This is a genomic window from Microcoleus sp. BR0-C5 (assembly GCF_036705045.1).
Classification (GTDB): Bacteria; Cyanobacteriota; Cyanobacteriia; order Cyanobacteriales; family Microcoleaceae; genus Microcoleus.
This window is the reverse complement of the sequence record NZ_JAUBTR010000018.1, coordinates 1-16,126: the sequence shown is the minus strand read 5'-3', so window position 1 is coordinate 16,126 and position 16,126 is coordinate 1. Positions and strand designations below refer to the sequence as shown.

General features: G+C 45.8%; 13 protein-coding genes. 6 read left to right on the top strand and 7 right to left on the bottom strand.

The window, feature by feature from the left end:
- Positions 1 to 129: 129 nt before the first annotated feature.
- Positions 130 to 2,145 carry a transketolase gene (gene tkt, locus QUB08_RS11185; protein ID WP_333224792.1) on the bottom strand — a complete coding sequence of 672 codons (2,016 nt, stop codon included), beginning with the start codon at positions 2,143 to 2,145 and terminating at the stop codon, positions 130 to 132.
- A gap of 34 nt (positions 2,146 to 2,179) precedes the next feature.
- On the opposite strand from tkt, the gene QUB08_RS11180 reads away from it, so the two are divergent.
- The 3 genes from QUB08_RS11180 (at position 2,180) to QUB08_RS11170 (ending at position 5,427) form a co-directional block, all read left to right on the top strand.
- A complete protein-coding gene (locus QUB08_RS11180) occupies positions 2,180 to 2,317 on the top strand; it encodes a hypothetical protein (RefSeq protein ID WP_190734883.1) in 138 nt (45 codons plus the stop codon).
- A gap of 367 nt (positions 2,318 to 2,684) precedes the next feature.
- On the top strand, positions 2,685 to 4,238 hold the full coding sequence (gene lysS, locus QUB08_RS11175; protein WP_333224791.1) for a lysine--tRNA ligase: 1,554 nt from the start codon (positions 2,685 to 2,687) through the stop codon (positions 4,236 to 4,238).
- 316 nt (positions 4,239 to 4,554) lie between these two features.
- Positions 4,555 to 5,427 (top strand): hypothetical protein, encoded by an 873-nt coding sequence (locus QUB08_RS11170; RefSeq protein WP_333224790.1) that lies wholly within the window; start codon positions 4,555 to 4,557, stop codon positions 5,425 to 5,427.
- An 82-nt stretch (positions 5,428 to 5,509) separates the two neighbouring features.
- Here QUB08_RS11170 and QUB08_RS11165 read toward each other — a convergent pair whose 3' ends face one another.
- From QUB08_RS11165 to QUB08_RS11145, 5 genes are all read right to left on the bottom strand, one after another.
- Complete coding sequence (locus QUB08_RS11165) at positions 5,510 to 6,109, bottom strand: TerD family protein (RefSeq protein WP_333224789.1); 600 nt, start codon at positions 6,107 to 6,109, stop codon at positions 5,510 to 5,512.
- Positions 6,110 to 6,190: 81 nt separating this feature from the next.
- The gene (locus QUB08_RS11160; RefSeq protein WP_333224788.1) at positions 6,191 to 7,645 is read right to left on the bottom strand and encodes a TerD family protein; all 1,455 of its coding nucleotides are present in this window, start codon (positions 7,643 to 7,645) and stop codon (positions 6,191 to 6,193) included.
- A 99-nt stretch (positions 7,646 to 7,744) separates the two neighbouring features.
- Positions 7,745 to 8,317, bottom strand: a complete 573-nt coding sequence (locus QUB08_RS11155) for a TerD family protein (RefSeq protein ID WP_333224787.1) — start codon at positions 8,315 to 8,317, stop codon at positions 7,745 to 7,747.
- A 160-nt stretch (positions 8,318 to 8,477) separates the two neighbouring features.
- Entirely contained in the window at positions 8,478 to 9,011 is a 534-nt protein-coding gene (gene def / locus QUB08_RS11150; protein ID WP_333224786.1) for a peptide deformylase, read from the bottom strand.
- Positions 9,012 to 9,133: 122 nt separating this feature from the next.
- Positions 9,134 to 10,375 carry an HhoA/HhoB/HtrA family serine endopeptidase gene (locus QUB08_RS11145; RefSeq protein ID WP_333224785.1) on the bottom strand — a complete coding sequence of 414 codons (1,242 nt, stop codon included), beginning with the start codon at positions 10,373 to 10,375 and terminating at the stop codon, positions 9,134 to 9,136.
- Between the two features lie 210 nt (positions 10,376 to 10,585).
- Here QUB08_RS11145 and dnaA point away from each other — a divergent pair, with 210 nt between their 5' ends.
- The 3 genes from dnaA (at position 10,586) to dnaN (ending at position 13,717) form a co-directional block, all read left to right on the top strand.
- Complete coding sequence (gene dnaA, locus QUB08_RS11140; RefSeq protein WP_333224784.1) at positions 10,586 to 11,956, top strand: chromosomal replication initiator protein DnaA; 1,371 nt, start codon at positions 10,586 to 10,588, stop codon at positions 11,954 to 11,956.
- 71 nt (positions 11,957 to 12,027) lie between these two features.
- The gene (locus QUB08_RS11135) at positions 12,028 to 12,348 is read left to right on the top strand and encodes a hypothetical protein (RefSeq protein ID WP_333224783.1); all 321 of its coding nucleotides are present in this window, start codon (positions 12,028 to 12,030) and stop codon (positions 12,346 to 12,348) included.
- Positions 12,349 to 12,577: 229 nt separating this feature from the next.
- Positions 12,578 to 13,717, top strand: coding sequence for a DNA polymerase III subunit beta (gene dnaN, locus QUB08_RS11130; RefSeq protein ID WP_333034715.1), 1,140 nt, complete (start codon positions 12,578 to 12,580; stop codon positions 13,715 to 13,717).
- Between the two features lie 226 nt (positions 13,718 to 13,943).
- Here dnaN and QUB08_RS11125 read toward each other — a convergent pair whose 3' ends face one another.
- Positions 13,944 to 15,383 carry an ATP-binding protein gene (locus tag QUB08_RS11125; protein WP_333224782.1) on the bottom strand — a complete coding sequence of 480 codons (1,440 nt, stop codon included), beginning with the start codon at positions 15,381 to 15,383 and terminating at the stop codon, positions 13,944 to 13,946.
- Positions 15,384 to 16,126 lie beyond the last annotated feature (743 nt).

The following is a 16,126-nucleotide window of genomic DNA, read 5'->3' as shown; positions in this document are numbered from 1 at the left end:
ATAATTGGGAATGACTGATATGTATGGATTTGGAGCTTGTCTACAGTTGCATTCTTTTTTAAACTTGTATAATTGTATAAAAAATGGGGCGAGCTCTTCGCCCGCCCCACCAAAATTATGCTGGTGCTATTAACCCAACAGCGCCTGAGCCTTAGCTACCACATTATCAACGGTGTAGCCAAACTTTTCTAAAGCAACGGGGCCCGGTGCAGAAGCGCCGAATCTGTCGATGCTGATGCTATCGCCTTCGGAGCCCAAATAACGTCCCCAGCCGAAGCTACAAGCTGCTTCAACGGCCAATCGCTTAGTAACAGCTTTCGGCAGTACAGATTCACGGTAAGCGGCATCTTGTAACTCGAACAATTCCCAGCAAGGCATCGAAACTACGCGCACTTTATTGCCTGCGGCGCGCAATTTTTCAGCGGCATCAACGCAGAGGTATGTTTCGCCGCCGGTGCCGATTAAAATGATGTCGGGAGTACCGCCGTCGTCGGACAAAATGTAAGCGCCTTTGGCTGTTCCTTCGATCGAACTTCCAGCCAAGTTGGGCAAGTTTTGACGAGACAAAGCCATTAAAGTTGGGCGAGTGCGGCTTTCAACTGCCACTTTGTAAGCACCGGATGTTTCGTTTCCGTCTGCTGGGCGCATTACCAACAAATCGGGAATTACGCGCAGAGAAGCGACGGTTTCTACGGGTTGGTGAGTCGGGCCATCTTCGCCCAAGGCTACGGAGTCGTGAGTCATTACATAAATAACTCCAGCTTCCGAGAGTGCAGAGAGGCGAATTGCGCCCCGCATATAGTCGGCAAATACCAAGAAAGTGGCGCAGTAAGGAATTAAACCGCCGTGCAGAACCATACCGTTGGCGATCGCACCCATGCCGTGTTCCCGCACACCAAAGCGCAGGTTACGTCCTTCGTACTGACCTTTTTGGAAGTCTTTTTCACCCTTGAGCAAAGTCATGTTAGAAGATGCCAAGTCAGCGGAACCGCCGATCAATTCAGGTAGGACACCTGCCAAAGCATTCAAACATTTTCCCGAATGATTCCGAGTCGAATCGGCCTTATCTTCCGGCTTGTATGTCGGCAAAACTTTATCCCAACCTTCAGGAAGTTTGCCGGCAACCGTGCGCTCATATTCTGCTGCTTCAGCAGGATATGCTGCTTTATAAGCATCAAAAGCTTTCTGCCATTCTTGCTCAGATTGAGCGCCACGTTCGACTGCTTTGCGGAAGTGTGACAAAGCATCATCAGGAATCTCAAACGGTGCGTGTTCCCACTTCAAGAAATCGCGAGTTGCTTTCACTTCATCGCCACCCAAAGCAGCACCGTGAGAACTGTAAGAATTGCGCTTGTTAGGAGAACCGTAACCAATGATGGTGCGGACTTTAATCATGGACGGTTTGTCCGTGACTTTTTTGGCTTCTTCAATAGCTTTGTGAACTGCTTCTAGGTTAGTATCTTCATCTAGAGCGGTATTGTCTACTGTAATGACGTGCCAATTGTAAGCTTCAAAACGCTTGCCGACATCTTCAGTAAAGGCCAAGCTGGTGTCGCCTTCAATAGAAATGTGATTGTCATCGTACAAGGCAATTAATTTGCCGAGTCCGAGGTGTCCGGCCAAAGAACAAGCTTCGCCAGAAATGCCTTCCATGTGGCAGCCGTCACCCATGATGACATAGGTGTAGTGGTCAACAATTTTGTGGTCGGGCTTGTTAAACTTAGCAGCGAGGTGAGCTTCTGCCATTGCCAAACCGACGGCGTTAGCAATTCCTTGTCCCAGGGGGCCGGTGGTAACTTCTACGCCTTCGGTCATGAAGTTTTCGGGGTGTCCGGGGGTTTTGGACTCCCACTGACGAAATTGCTTGATGTCGTCGAGGGTGACGCTATCATAGCCGGTCAAATACATGAGGGCGTACTGTAGCATACAGCCGTGGCCGGCGGAGAGGACGAAGCGATCGCGATTAAACCACTTGGGGTTTTTGGGGTTGAACCGCATGAACCGATCCCACAGCACAAAGGCCATAGGGGCAGCGCCCATCGGCAGTCCCGGGTGTCCTGATTTTGCTTTTTCTACCGCATCGATGGCCAAAAAGCGGATAGAGTTGATGCAGAGTTCTTCGAGTGATTGGGTTGCAACAGCCATAATTCTGGTTTTTATATGTTAAGAGAGAGTGTGTGTGGTCGATTCTGACAGAGGTGCGATGAGTCGAGTTCGATCGCTCGCGTTTCTGCTGTTCAGTTTCTATGGAACTGCCGTGAGGCTGCACTACATATCATCTCACCTGTTGCGATCGACAGACAACTTAATTTTTTAATGTTTCGGTCGCTTTGTGCAGTCGATAACAATTGTTGTCTGCTGACTGTTGACTGTTGACTGTTGGGGAGAGGGAGTAGGAGGGATGGAGAGGATAGAAGACTTCCGTCAGGATTAAAACCTTACTGACCTTCCGCATCTGTTGATCGCCAGTGTGTCTAGATTATCTGACAAATTGGTGTATGTTGACCAGTTATGATAGAGTTTGGTGTTTCTGACATCTTGCAGCTTTGTCGCGAACAGCCAAGATGCCTGTTCCACAAAAAGTGAATTTTCTTGTGGGGTGGGTACGCGGTCGGGCCCGATCGCACGATCGCCAGAATAGTGCAAGATGTCAGATATTTGTAATTTTAATCAGGCAATAACTAATGACTCTCAGTGAAGCCGAAGTCCGCAGTCAAAAAGTAGACGAACTGCGATCGCAAGGCATAGAACCGTATCCCAGTGAATCCTACGCGCGATCGCACACAGCCAAGCAAGTTCGCGAAATATTTAGTCAGCCGGGAAAAGAACTCGAAAACGGACAAAGTGACCCCGAAGAAATTTCCCTGCGATTAGCTGGCCGCATCACTTCCAAGCGAGACAGCGGCAAAATTGGTTTCATCGATTTAAAAGACGCCACAGACAAAATTCAACTCAAAATCGAGAAAGCAATCGTCACCGGCGAAGTCGGTTTGAGCTTTGAACAAATTAAAAAATTGCTCGATGTCGGCGATTTTGTCGGCGTCGAAGGTATCGGCTGCCGCACCCCCAGGGGAGAACTTTCTATTTTAGTGAGGGAATTAAAGCTTTTATCAAAAGCTACCATTCAATTTCCCGATTCTTATTATGGAATTAACGACCCCGAAGTTTGCCGCCGTCACCGCGAAATGGATTTGGCAAGCAACCAAGATGCGCTCAACCGTTTTATGCTGCGTAGCCGCATCGTTCAAAGCATCCGTTCCTATCTCTGGCAAGCCAATTTTTACGAAATAGAAACCCCGACGCTGCAAGCTATTTACGGCGGTGCTGCTGCTAAGCCATTCATCACTCACCACAATGCTTTAGAGGTAGATTTGTATTTGCGAGTCGCTCCAGAATTATTCTTAAAAAGAGCAATTTGCGGCGGTTTCGAGCGAGTATTTGAACTAGGGAAAGCATTTAGAAATGAGGGAATTGACAGCACCCACAATCCCGAGTTTACATCTTTGGAAGTTTATCAAGCTTATGCTGATGTTTTCGACATTTTAGGAGTTGTCGAAGACGTGATGTGTTTCGCAGCGGCGGCGGTATTTGGGGATGTCAAAGAAATTGAAAATCAGGGGGAAACGATTAGTTTAGAACGCAAGTTCGACTACAGCGAAAAGTATCCCGGTTTTAGTGGCAAACACTGGCAAGTAAAAACGATGGTAGAAGCTGTCAGAGACGAGTTTGGGCTGGATTTTGACAGTTTGGACTTGGAAAGTGCGATCGCCGCTGCAACCAAACTAGAATTGCACCTGTCTAAGTTAGAACAACAGAGTTTAGGCTACGTGCTGTATGCCGTTTTTGACAAATTAGTTGTTCCCAAACTAATTCAACCTACATTCATCATCGACTATCCTGTCGAAGTCAGTCCCTTAGCAAAAGGACATCGCAGCAAGCCCGGATTTGTAGAACGTTTCGAGCTATTTATCAACGGTACAGAATACTCGAACGGATTCTCAGAATTGAACGATCCGAAAGAGCAAAGAAAGCGATTTGAGGAACAGTTGGCGCAGAAAAATGCCGGCGATGATGAAGCGCATCCAATGGATGAAGACTTTATTCAAGCGCTATCTTTGGGAATGCCTAATTGTGCGGGAATGGGTATCGGGGTAGACAGATTGGTGATGCTTTTAACTAATACTCAAAGCATCCGCGATGCCGTCATGTTCCCGACAATGCGACCTGTTAAAGATTGATTCGTAATTTTTTGTAGGGGCGGGTTTTACAAACAATATCTAACTCAAACAAACAGTCTCTATAAACCCGCCCCCACCCCACCAATAACCTACATCAGCCTTGACTTCTATCAAATACAAAAAATCTGCATTGCGATTGTTTGTTGGGTGGGGCGGGTTTATTTAGATCGTCAATTATTGGCTGATGTTGTGGGTGAACCCGCCCCTACAATTATGCAGGAAATGCAGCTAAATATTAATATTTATGACATTTGAAATAAAAATTATCGCGGCAGTTATAATATTTTTGTTTATTTAACTAACCCACCGATCGCACATGATTTTAAGTGAGTCAGTTACCCTCAAACCAAGATATCAGCCTCAAGCATCAGACACCTGTATAGAAGCAGAAATCATCCAGTTTAATCTCTGGAGGCAAATGCAACCCGCAAAGAGATTAGCGTTAGCCTCTGCTGCTACGAGGGGCTGTCGCCAATTAGCCTTGTCTGGAATCAAAAAACGCCACCCTCAATTAGATTCCATCTACCTCAAACAAGAGTTTATCAAAGCAACTTTAGGACAAGAATTTATTCAAATTGCCCAATTACTAGAGACAAAACTTGTAATGCAAGATCCGATCTGGTTAGCAGCTAAAATTGGTAACATCCTAGATACACTGTCAATTTCCTACTATGTTGGCGGTTCAATTGCTAGTTCCGCTCACGGCGAACCCAGATCTACTCAGGATGCAGACATTGCTATCAGCATCCGAAAAGAACAAACTCAGTCCCTCATGCAAGCAATGCAAAGCGAATTCTACATCAGCGATATTGCAGTTGAAGACGCTTTGAGGGGGAGAAGTTCAAGTTTCAACGTCATTCATCTAGAGACAGCCATTAAAGCAGACATTTATTTGATTAAACCCGATCGCGAATACGAACAATCTCAGCTCTCGCGCCGACAGCAATTCTACCCAGACGATAGACCAGAATTAACCTTTTATATCTGTAGCCCCGAAGATATAATTTTGCAAAAACTCATTTGGTACAGAATGTCAAGATTTCAGTCAGACAAGCAATGGCGAGATATTCTAGGAGTGATGAAACTTCAAGCAGATTCGTTAGATAGGGCTTACCTGCAACATTGGTCTTCCCAGTTAAATGTCGCTTCAGAGATCGATCGGGCTTTTTCTGAATCGGGATTAAATTAGCCAGAACACTCATATCCCCGACTTCTTAAAGAAGTCGGGACTCTAAGAGCGATCGCGTTTTACGATTACGTTGACCTACTTATCACCGCATAAACGAACCGACAACACCGTTCATATCTTCAGCCAAAGGATTTCCCAAAGCCTTAAACTTCCACTCGCCGCCTTCTCGATAAACTTCTCCCATCAACATATTTAATTTTCCTTCATAAGATGGGTCATTTGACAAGCGATAGCGAGCTATTTCTTTCCCGGCGGCATCTACAGCTCTCACGAAAGCATTTTGTACCAGGCCGAAATGCTGTTTTCTCTCTTTTCCATCGTAAATATTTACGCCCAAAATAATTTTGTGATATTCTGCTGGCAAAGAACTCAGTTTCACCACTATTTGTTCGTCGTCTCCCTCTCCCTCCCCCGTGAGATTGTCGCCTGAGTGAACAACTGTTTTGTCCTTTGATTCCAAATGAGAGTAATAAATTACATCCTCTTTATAGTTTTTTATTTTGCCATTTTCTCCCAACAGCATAGCGTAGGAATCTAAGTCAAAATTTGCACCGCTGCTGCGGCCGAAAAGACCTTTTTTAGCTTGGGCAACATCCCAGCCCAAAGCCATTGTCAGTCGGGATAAGTCGTATTCGCTTTTGCTGAGAACGATCGATTGTCCTTTTGTCAAGTTGATAGCCATAGTTTTGTGATTTTGTAAGGTTTATTGTGAAGTTGAATGATTGCCCTAAGCTAGCATTTTGTTGGCATGAAAACGCTGTTTCTAGGGTAAGAGATTTTTGATTCGTGCTGATTTTACCCAATGCGGATATTCTGCAGTCAACAAATCGTATAATTCCTCATCGGCAATATGTTCTGGGTCTTCTAAACTGAAGAAATCGGCGTTGTCTAGGTAGCGATCGCCCATTTGGTCAAGCTGCTCTAAAAAGCTAAAATCGCTCGATACGGCTCTTGCTAACCACCCTCGAACTCCCTTACTTTTGACATCTTTCTGCGACTTGCCGATCGCCATAAACTGCCAAAATATCGGCTCATAGGAAGACCATTGTAGCTGCTGCTTGCTTTCCGATTCGTCGGCAGTTTCTCCATCCGTGACAAACATCACGTAGACAGGTTGATCGGCTTTCATAGCTGCGTAGCGCCTGCTACCGCGACCGTCAGGAAAATAGAAGTTTCTAATTTCCTTCATCACTTTACCGTAGTAAGTACCTCCTTCTAAAGGATACTGTTGCAGTATATGGTCGATGAAGTTTGAGAAATTGTCGATCGACATTTCACCAGGATTGTGGGGGTTGACTCCAAACAGAAATATGTCGATCGATCCGTTGTCATCAAACCGACATCCCAAAGCCAAAATCTTCTCTGCCAAACGCTGAATTTTTCCTGAACTGTATAGCGAAGACATGGAACCTGAAATATCGAGGCAAAGTGCTACTTGAGCATCGTGATTGGTGAGATTTGCCTTTTTTAGGGAGATATCTGCTTTCTTAGCGAGATTGAAAATGTGCGGCGCTTTCTCCTGAAGCTTTTTGTCTAATGCTATAGCTTTCTGACTTTTGTGGCTATCTTCAATAACTGGTAATCTAGGCAGTTCTACTGTACGTTGTGCAGGTTTTTCTGGCTGTTGAATATCTGAATGATACTTGTCAACAAAACTCTGCAACCCTGCTTTATATCCTTGTCCTACGGCCTGAAATCTCCAAGCTGCATCATTTTTATACAACCGTCCAAATTCGACTGCTGTTTCTTCAGAAAAACCTTCTGTTAAATCATACCGCGCTAGTTCGCTGCCGGTTTCGCGATCGTACAATCGGATAAAAGCATTTCTGATTTGGCTGAAATTTTGATGTTTAGCGTGTGCGTCGTGAATCGTGACCACAAAAACCATTTCCTCAACAGCAGCCGTTACTTTTTCTAAGTCTACATAAATTGTCTCGTCATCTCCTTGAGTTTGACCAGTTTGATTATCTCCCGAATGGGCGATCGCTCCGTCCGGCGACTGCGAGTTATTGTAAAATACAAAGTATCTTTCATCGGGAATTTTGCCGTGTGAACCTAATGCAAAAACCGAGGCATCGATATCGCAGCTTTGCCGATTTGAGTCCGATAAATTTAGTTGAGTTGCTATTTCCCAACCCAGGGCGATCGCAACTTTTGTTAAACTTGGAGATGTTTTAGAAAGATTAAATCTTTCGCCCTTCTTTAATTGAATTCCCATCTGGTTTATCACCTCATGAGTCTGATTGCTTAAAATCGAGGGAAACATTCCTGCTTCCGAATTTCCCCTCGATTTATTTAGCTGGGAGCGAGCGACCTTTTATCCGGCATACTTATCTACAAAGCTTTGCAAACCGGAATTGTAGCCTTCTCCTACAGCTTGAAACCTCCACTCGCCGTCTTTCTTGTAAAGTCTGCCAAACTCCACCGCAGTCTCCCTAGAAAAATCCTCGTCCAAATCGTACTTCGTTACCTCTGTGTTAGTAGTAGTGTCGTAAATCCTGATAAAAGCATTCCGCACTTGACCGAAGTTTTGCCTTCTCGATTCTGCTTCGTGGATAGTTACCACAAACACAATTTCTTGCACCGCCGGATCGACTTTGGTTAAATCGACTGTAACGGTTTCATCATCGCCAAATCCTTCTCCGGTTCTGCTATCTCCCAGATGTATTACAGAACTATCCGGCGACTCCTTGTTGTTGTAGAAAACAAAGTATTTTTCGCCGGGAATTTTGCCAGTAGCCCCCAACATAAACACGGAAGCATCTAAGTCAAACGCTGCGCCGGTGTCTGTAGCATTGGTATCCCATCCCAAACCTATCCCGGCATTTTTTAGCCCCGGTGCTTCTTTAGAGAGATTGATTCTCCCGCCTTTTTCTAAGTTGATAGACATTTGCTCTCCTGTTTGCAACATCTCTGATATTACTGCTAACAATTATACCAACTGTCAGAGCAGCTTGACAAATTGTTTTTGGTACTTGTCCTCGGTCAATCGATTTTAGATTTTAGATTTTAGATTTTAGATTTGGGATTGGAGAATTGCTCCCGTATTGTCAGAGCAGCTTGACAAATTGCTGCTGGTACTCATCCTCTGTGATTAGTTCGTGGGTATTTTCCACTCTGTCTAAAAACACGATTCCATCTAAATGGTCGTGTTCGTGTTGAAAAATTCGGGCCACAAAGTCTGTCAATTCTTGTCGGTGGAGTTTGCCGTCTCTACTGGTGTATTCTATCTCGATCGCCCTACTTCTCGGCACCAATCCCCGAATCCCCGGAATGCTCAAACAGCCTTCCCAGTCTTTGACTGTCTCTGTTGATGCAGCCACAATCCGGGGATTAATCATCGCTGTGGGTTCCATGTGGGGTGCTTGGGGATAGCGCAGGTTGGGGCGGGATGCGAGGATGAACAGGCGATCGGACTGAGCCGCTTGAGGGGCGGCAATCCCTACTCCGTTTGCCTGCTGTACTGTAAATATTAAGCTGTCAATCAACTGTTGAATGCGATCGTCCTTAATATTCTCGACAACTTGCGACTGGCGGCGCAGCACGGGATTTCCTAATTGTGATATTTGTAATATTTCTACCATAGTTATTGGTTAGTCGTTATTGGTTAGTCGTTAACTACTGACAAATTACCATTTCCTTCTTCCTTCTTCCTTCTTCCTTCTTCCTTCTTCCTTCTTCCTTCTTCCTTCTTCCTCCTTCCTTCTTATCGAACTTTTTGAACCGGCAAACTCCCCGGTTTAACAGTCAAATTAACTATTTGCCCGTTGCGGTTGATTTCCATTTGCAACAGCCCGCCCACCTTTGCATTTTGCACGAACTCCTGAACAGCTTCCGACTGAATAATCGGCTGATTATTAATTTTTTGAATCACATCTCCAGCGCGCAAACCGGCTGCTGCTGCGGGAGAATTAGGAACAACGCTAACAATAGCCACACCCCGATCGACTGCAACTCGCAGGCTGCTGTTAGCGTTGCTGTTAATTTGCTCCTTAACATCGGGAGTCAGCGTCGCCATTTCAATGCCTAAATAAGCGTGTTCGACTTTCCCCGTCGAAATCAGTTCCTTCGCCACCTGTTGCGCCGCCTGAATGGGAATCGCAAACCCCAATCCTTGAGCACCTTGAATAATTGCCGTATTCATGCCAATAACTTGGCCCGAAGCATTCAGCAGCGGGCCACCGGAATTCCCCGGATTAATTGCAGCGTCTGTTTGAATAAAACCGATCCGCTTGTCAGGTACGCCCACATCAGAGCTCGATCGCCCCGTAGCGCTAATAATCCCCGCAGTTACGGAATTGTCCAAACCCAAAGGATTACCGATCGCGATCGCCCATTCCCCAGACAACAGCTTATCCGAATTGCCGATCGTCACCACAGGCACATTATTCGCCTCAATCTTCACCACAGCCACATCCGTCACCTTATCCGCCCCCAACACCCGCCCCTGAAAGCTGCGGCCGTCCCTGAGAGTTACATTTACCGTATCGGCTCCCTCTACAACGTGAGCGTTAGTGAGAATCACGCCGTCGGCCCCGATGACAAAACCCGAACCAGTCCCCCGTTCGATCCCGCCCCTGCCGCCCGAATTCGGTTCTCTGCCAAAAAAATCTTCCGGCGACAGCCCTCCATTTCCCGGTTTCACCCGGCGCGAAGCATCGATCCGAACCACAGCAGGGCCAACTTTTGCCACCGCAGCCACAATAAAATTCACATTAGCCGCATCGCCCGACAAGGAAACAGGCGGCAAGACTTTGCTAGCTTGCTGCTTAGTATTAGGAGGCAGTTGCAATTTCGGTTCCAGCGCTTTTTGTCCCGAGTCGCCCGAATTTGCACGAAATTGAGAAACCGTCAGACGATCGCCCAACATGGCGGCCCCGGCTCCCGTTACCAGCAGCAATATGTAAATTGCCGGTTGCTTCCAAAATTTGCCAGTAGAACTCTTCATGGCGACGTTTTAAGGCTTTCCTGCCAAATCTAAATATGTGCTGAGCAGCTTCGCGATACCTGGTTTGGGCTGCAGAGCCGCAAAAATTTTGGCGATGGCGTCGGGCCCTCGCCCGTGCTACGGCAGACTCCCTTAAACTTTAGCATCTGAGGACTAAACTCTCTAGACTGTAGAATTAATATCTTGAATGCCGATCGGCAGAGGTGAGCAGTGGACATTCCCCTCGAAAGTCTGTGGAATCAGATACTTGAACGTCTCCAGGTACAACTGAGCAGACCTAGCTTTGAGACGTGGATCAAAACTGCTAGGGCCGAACAACTCGAAAATAACTGTTTGATTGTCAGCGCCCCCAACCCCTTTGCTCGCAATTGGTTGCAAAAATATTACAGAGAAATCCTTGCCGATGCAGTCGCAGAAATTCTCGGCTATCCCGTAGACATTTACTTGACAATTGCCGGGGGAAACGAAACAGGCGGCAGCAGCGACTCTGCCATAATTTGGCCCTCCCCCATCGCCGATATCCCGGAAAGCCACTCGCTTCACCCCCCCAAACCCGCCAATTTAAACCCCAAATACCTATTTTCCCGCTTTGTGGTCGGTTCTAACAACCGCATGGCTCACGCCGCCTCCCTCGCGGTAGCCGAGTCTCCGGGCCGAGAATTCAATCCCCTATTTTTGTGCGGTGGCGTCGGTTTGGGCAAAACTCATTTGATGCAGGCGATCGGTCATTATCGCTTGGAAATTGACCCCAACGCCAAGATTTTTTACGTTTCTACTGAGAAATTTACTAACGATTTAATCGCCGCAATTAGGAAAGATAGTATGCAAACTTTCCGCGATCATTATCGAGCAGCCGATGTTTTATTAATAGATGATATCCAATTTATTGAAGGCAAAGAATACACTCAAGAAGAATTTTTCCACACTTTTAATACTTTGCATGAATCCGGGAACCAAGTAGTTTTAGCTTCTGACCGTCCGCCACAGCAAATACCCCGCCTGCAAGAGCGTTTGTGTTCCCGATTTTCGATGGGATTAATTGCAGACATTCAATTGCCAGACTTGGAAACTCGGATGGCAATTTTGCAGAAAAAAGCTGAGTATGAAAATATGCGGCTGCCGCGAGATGTCATTGAATACATTGCTTCTAGTTACACTTCCAACGTTCGGGAATTGGAAGGAGCTTTGATTCGGGCGGTAGCATATCTTTCAATTACTGGTTTGCCGATGACCGTGGAAAATATCGCCCCGGTTTTGAATCCGCAAACTGAAAGCGTAGAGGCAACGCCAGATGCAGTAATTGCTGTTGTGGCTGAGGAGTTTGATGTTTCTGTTGAAGATTTGAAAGGCATTTCCCGGCGGCGAGAAATTAGTCTGGCACGTCAAATAGGGATGTATTTAATTCGGCAGCATACTGGTTTGAGTTTGCCGAAAGTTGGCGAAGTGTTCGGGGGCAAAGATCACACGACTGTGCTTTACAGTTGCGACAAAATTGCTCAGTTGCGGAACACTGACCCGAATTTGGCTCAAACTTTGCGTCAGTTGAGCGATCGAATTAATGTTGTCAGCCGCAAAACTTGAGAACAAGTCAGTTGTCAGTTGTCGGTTGTCAGTTGTCAGTTGTCAGTTGTCTGTTGTCAGTTGTCACACCAATGACTCAGTTGTCAGTTGTCATCACTCCACGCCGTCAACAGTTAACAGTCAACAGTCAACAGTCAACAGTCAACAATTCCCAATTCCCCATAATAGACAATCTTGCCTGTGGAAAAACCTGTGGAAAAGTTGCCTTCCATTTGTGGAAAACTTTACTCGATCGCCCGAAACAGCTTTTGCACAAAAATGGGCGGGCAATCGCACCAGCTTTTCCACAAGTTTTCCACAGGTATTTATTACCTATAAGTGACACGCAGCAAGCAGTTAGCTTTTTTTTCCACAGTTTCCACAGGGCGATCGACACAAAAATAACTCAATAAATTAAAAAAAACTGGTTATCCCTACACACCCTACACACATAGTTCGCGACCCGCGCTAGCCTTAGAAACCCGGTTTCTTGGAAGATTTCTCGTTTTTACAGGCAAAATTTTGCCTAGAAACCCCGTTTCTAGCCCCAGGCTTAAGCCCTACACACAGAAAAACCGACCCGCCGGCTTTCTGTGATACCATTTGTTTCTGTTTCAAATCCGGTTAATTAACCTTCCTACAATGAAATTGGTTTGCACCCAAAGTGACCTCAACGCCAACCTCTCGTTGGTAAGTCGGGCCGTTCCCTCCCGCCCGACACATCCGGTACTAGCCAACGTGCTCTTAGTCGCGGATGAGGAAAATCAGCGGGTTAGCTTGACAGCTTTCGATCTCAGTTTAGGCATTCGTACCAGCTTCGCAGCAGAAGTGACTGGCGGTGGCAGTTTTACCATACCCGCTAAATTACTCAACGATATTGTTTCGAGACTCCCAGATGGAGAGATTACTTTAGAAGACGAAGCGGGGGACACCGTAGCATATCTCACTTGCAGTTCTGGCAGCTACCAAGTTAGAGGCATGGGCCCGGAAGAATTCCCTGAATTGCCTGCAATAGAAGGCGGAACAATCCTCAAATTGCCACCGGAAGCCTTGATAGAAGGACTCAAAGGAACTTTATTTGCTACTAGCCCCGACGAGGCCAAACAGGTACTTGCAGGCGTGCATTTAAAAGTATTGCAAGATTGCCTGGAATTTGCAGCTACAGACGGTCACAGATTGGCAGTAGTTCAAACTGCCAATGAAAAAGCTGAAGGCGAAGAAACCCAAGAAGAATTTGAGGTGACAGTCCCCGCTAAAGCATTGCGGGAAGTAGAAAGAATGCTGGTGATGCGGCAGTGGACTGAACCTGTCACCCTGCATTTTGAACACGGTCAAGTAGTGTTTGAATGGGCAGACCAGCGGCTGACAACCCGCACCTTGGAAGGGCAATATCCCGCATACCGGCAGTTGATTCCGCCCTCCTTTGAGCGACAAATTACCTTAGAAAGGCGATCGTTCTTAGCAGCAGTAGAAAGAATAGCCGTTTTTGCAGACCAAAAAAACAATATTCTCAAATGCAGCATCGACGAGGAGAATCAGGAAATTACTTTGTCTGTAGATGCTAAAGATGTCGGCTGTGGCAAAGAGTCAATGCCCGCACAGATTTCGGGAGATAGCATAGATATTGCTTTCAACGTGAAATACTTAATTGACATTTTGAAAACTGCTCAATCCCCCGAAATTCAACTGCAATTAAACGGTGCTTTAGCCCCCGTAATTTTTCAGCCTTTAGGCGGAGTAAATGCTACATTCTTGGTAATGCCAGTGCAGCTAAGAGCTTAAAAAGAGTCAGTAGTCATTAGTCCTTAGTCAGTAGTCATTAGTCATCAGTAAACAGTCAAAAATCACGGATGCTGCAAGCGAAATCGATCTAATTCATCTGCGTTAATCGGTGTTAATCTGCCCTCATCTGTGGTCAAAAAAAGATAATTTATTAACCGCAGATGACAAGGGATTGACGCTGATTCACGCAGATAAAGAGAAGAGAGATTTCATATGAGTTATTGCTTCAAGTCAATGGCAACAATATTTCAAATTCAGTACCTGTACCGGGCGTAGAATGCAAATTTAACTTGCCTTTATGCTTTTCCGTAACAATTTGATGGGTAATTGCCAACCCCAAACCGGTACCTTTCCCGGCGGGTTTAGTGGTGAAAAATGTCTCAAAAATCCGCCGCTGAATTTCTGGCGGAATTCCCGGCCCGTTATCAGCAATTCGGATGGCTATCCAAGCGTTATTTTGATTGTTTTCCGCAGCTTCGGGGCAGAAGTCGCCGTTTTGGCTGGCGGATGATAGCTGTTTGGCATTTTGTCGATCGCCCCTAACATAATTTTGAATTAATTCCGAATTCACGCAGTCTCCGTCACAACTGTCTATTACCTCGGTTTCAATAGTAATCGCAGGCATAAAACCTTGTTCTGCTTTTACCTCTTCCAAAGCGTCGATCGCATTGCTGATGATATTCATAAATACCTGGCTCAACTGACCAGAGTAACACTTGACCAAAGGCAAATCACCATAGTTTTTAACTACTTTAAACCCGTACTTCAGACGGTTTTTCATAATTAGCAGCGTACTGTCAATACATTCGTGGATGTTAGCTTGCTTCAAGTGGGCTTCGTCCATGTGAGAAAAGGTGTGCAGGCTGGTGACGAGTTCGGTCAGCCTCTGCGATGAAACTTTCATACTTTTGAGAATTTCCACCCAATCTTCTTGCAAAAAATCAAATTCTATGTGTTTTTTGAGTTGATCAATTTTTTCGCTGTCACCCACTATCTCTTCGTAAGCAGACAGCAACTCCATGATGTCTTTCGAGTAGTTGGACAAAAAGCCGATATTTCCGCTGATGCAGGTGACGGGATTTCTAATTTCGTGGGCGACTCCAGCTACCATCTGTCCCAAACTGGCTAGTTTTTCGGTTTGAATTAGTTGAGATTGAGTTTGCTGCCTCAGCAATTTTGTTGCTAGTTCATGAATGTTGGATTGGGCTACTAACACTTCGTGCACGTCTAGCAAACTATAAGTTTGAGGCGACACTTGAACCACAATCGGTTCGTAAAGCAGTTCTTTCGATCGCAACAGCGACTTCCTGGCTGCATCCACGATTAAAGTATTGCTGGGAAAAATTAAAGTCTCTGTTTGGGCAAAGCGGTACAAAGCCCTCACAGGTCGCTTTAAAAATAATTCTCGCCCAAAAGGACGACTAATAAATTCTAAAAATCTCCGCCGGGAAATCATACCGGCAAATTCACCTTGATGGGTCACAATGACTCCCGGTAACAGCGGATTAGCTTCTAACATCTGAGAAATTCGCATTCCCCAATCCGTAGCTTCTACCTGAAAATCGTAAAGCGACAATTGTTGGAGAGTAGAGTCTAAACAAAGTTCTCCTAGGTCAGCCTCGGAGATGGGTTGGACGGGTCTTTCTACGCAGGAGGTATTCAACATAAATTCATCAGCACGCTTTTTGGGGTTCTATTTGCCAGCAGACATTCAGCTACCAAAGGTCAGCAGGTGAGTTGCTGAGTGCTTTGACCGGCATCCCCCTGGCAAACTGCTTTTTAAATTACACAAAAAACTGACTGTAGCAAGGAAAATTTTACCACTTAAAGTATTAGGCAAGATTGAGGATTACCGAGATAAATGCGCCCTGGTAATTATACCTGACTTTATTTTATACTGACTTGAGCGGTATTAACGCTTGTTTCGACTATTTAACTATTTATTAATCTTAAGTTATCGTCTTAACCTTATGTTAATAAATTATGAGGCTGAGAAATATAATTGATTGATAATAGAAGAAAATCGGAATTGCCCGATCGCCCCTGCGATACAACGCCATGAAACAAGTTAAAAGCACAAAGCCTGGGCGATCACATCCCTGAGTTTTAGCTCGCTAAGGGCGATGGCGTCGGGCCCTCGCCCGTGCTATGGCATTTGAGGCGATTTCATCCCATCTCCCCGATCGGGTACTCGCAACCCCCCGTAACGGCCAGCCAGCTACACACCTGCCAGTGCCTCCCCTATAGGTTTGTAGTGAGGACTTTAGTCCAATGTCACTGAAAAAGTCTCGATCGCAAGGCCTATTTACCTTTTAAGATAGAGCGAGGTTCCGGGAGCATCCCGGTTTTGTAAATGGTTAAAAGTATGATATGAGCCAAAATTATTCGCCCTGCGCTACATGATAGAAC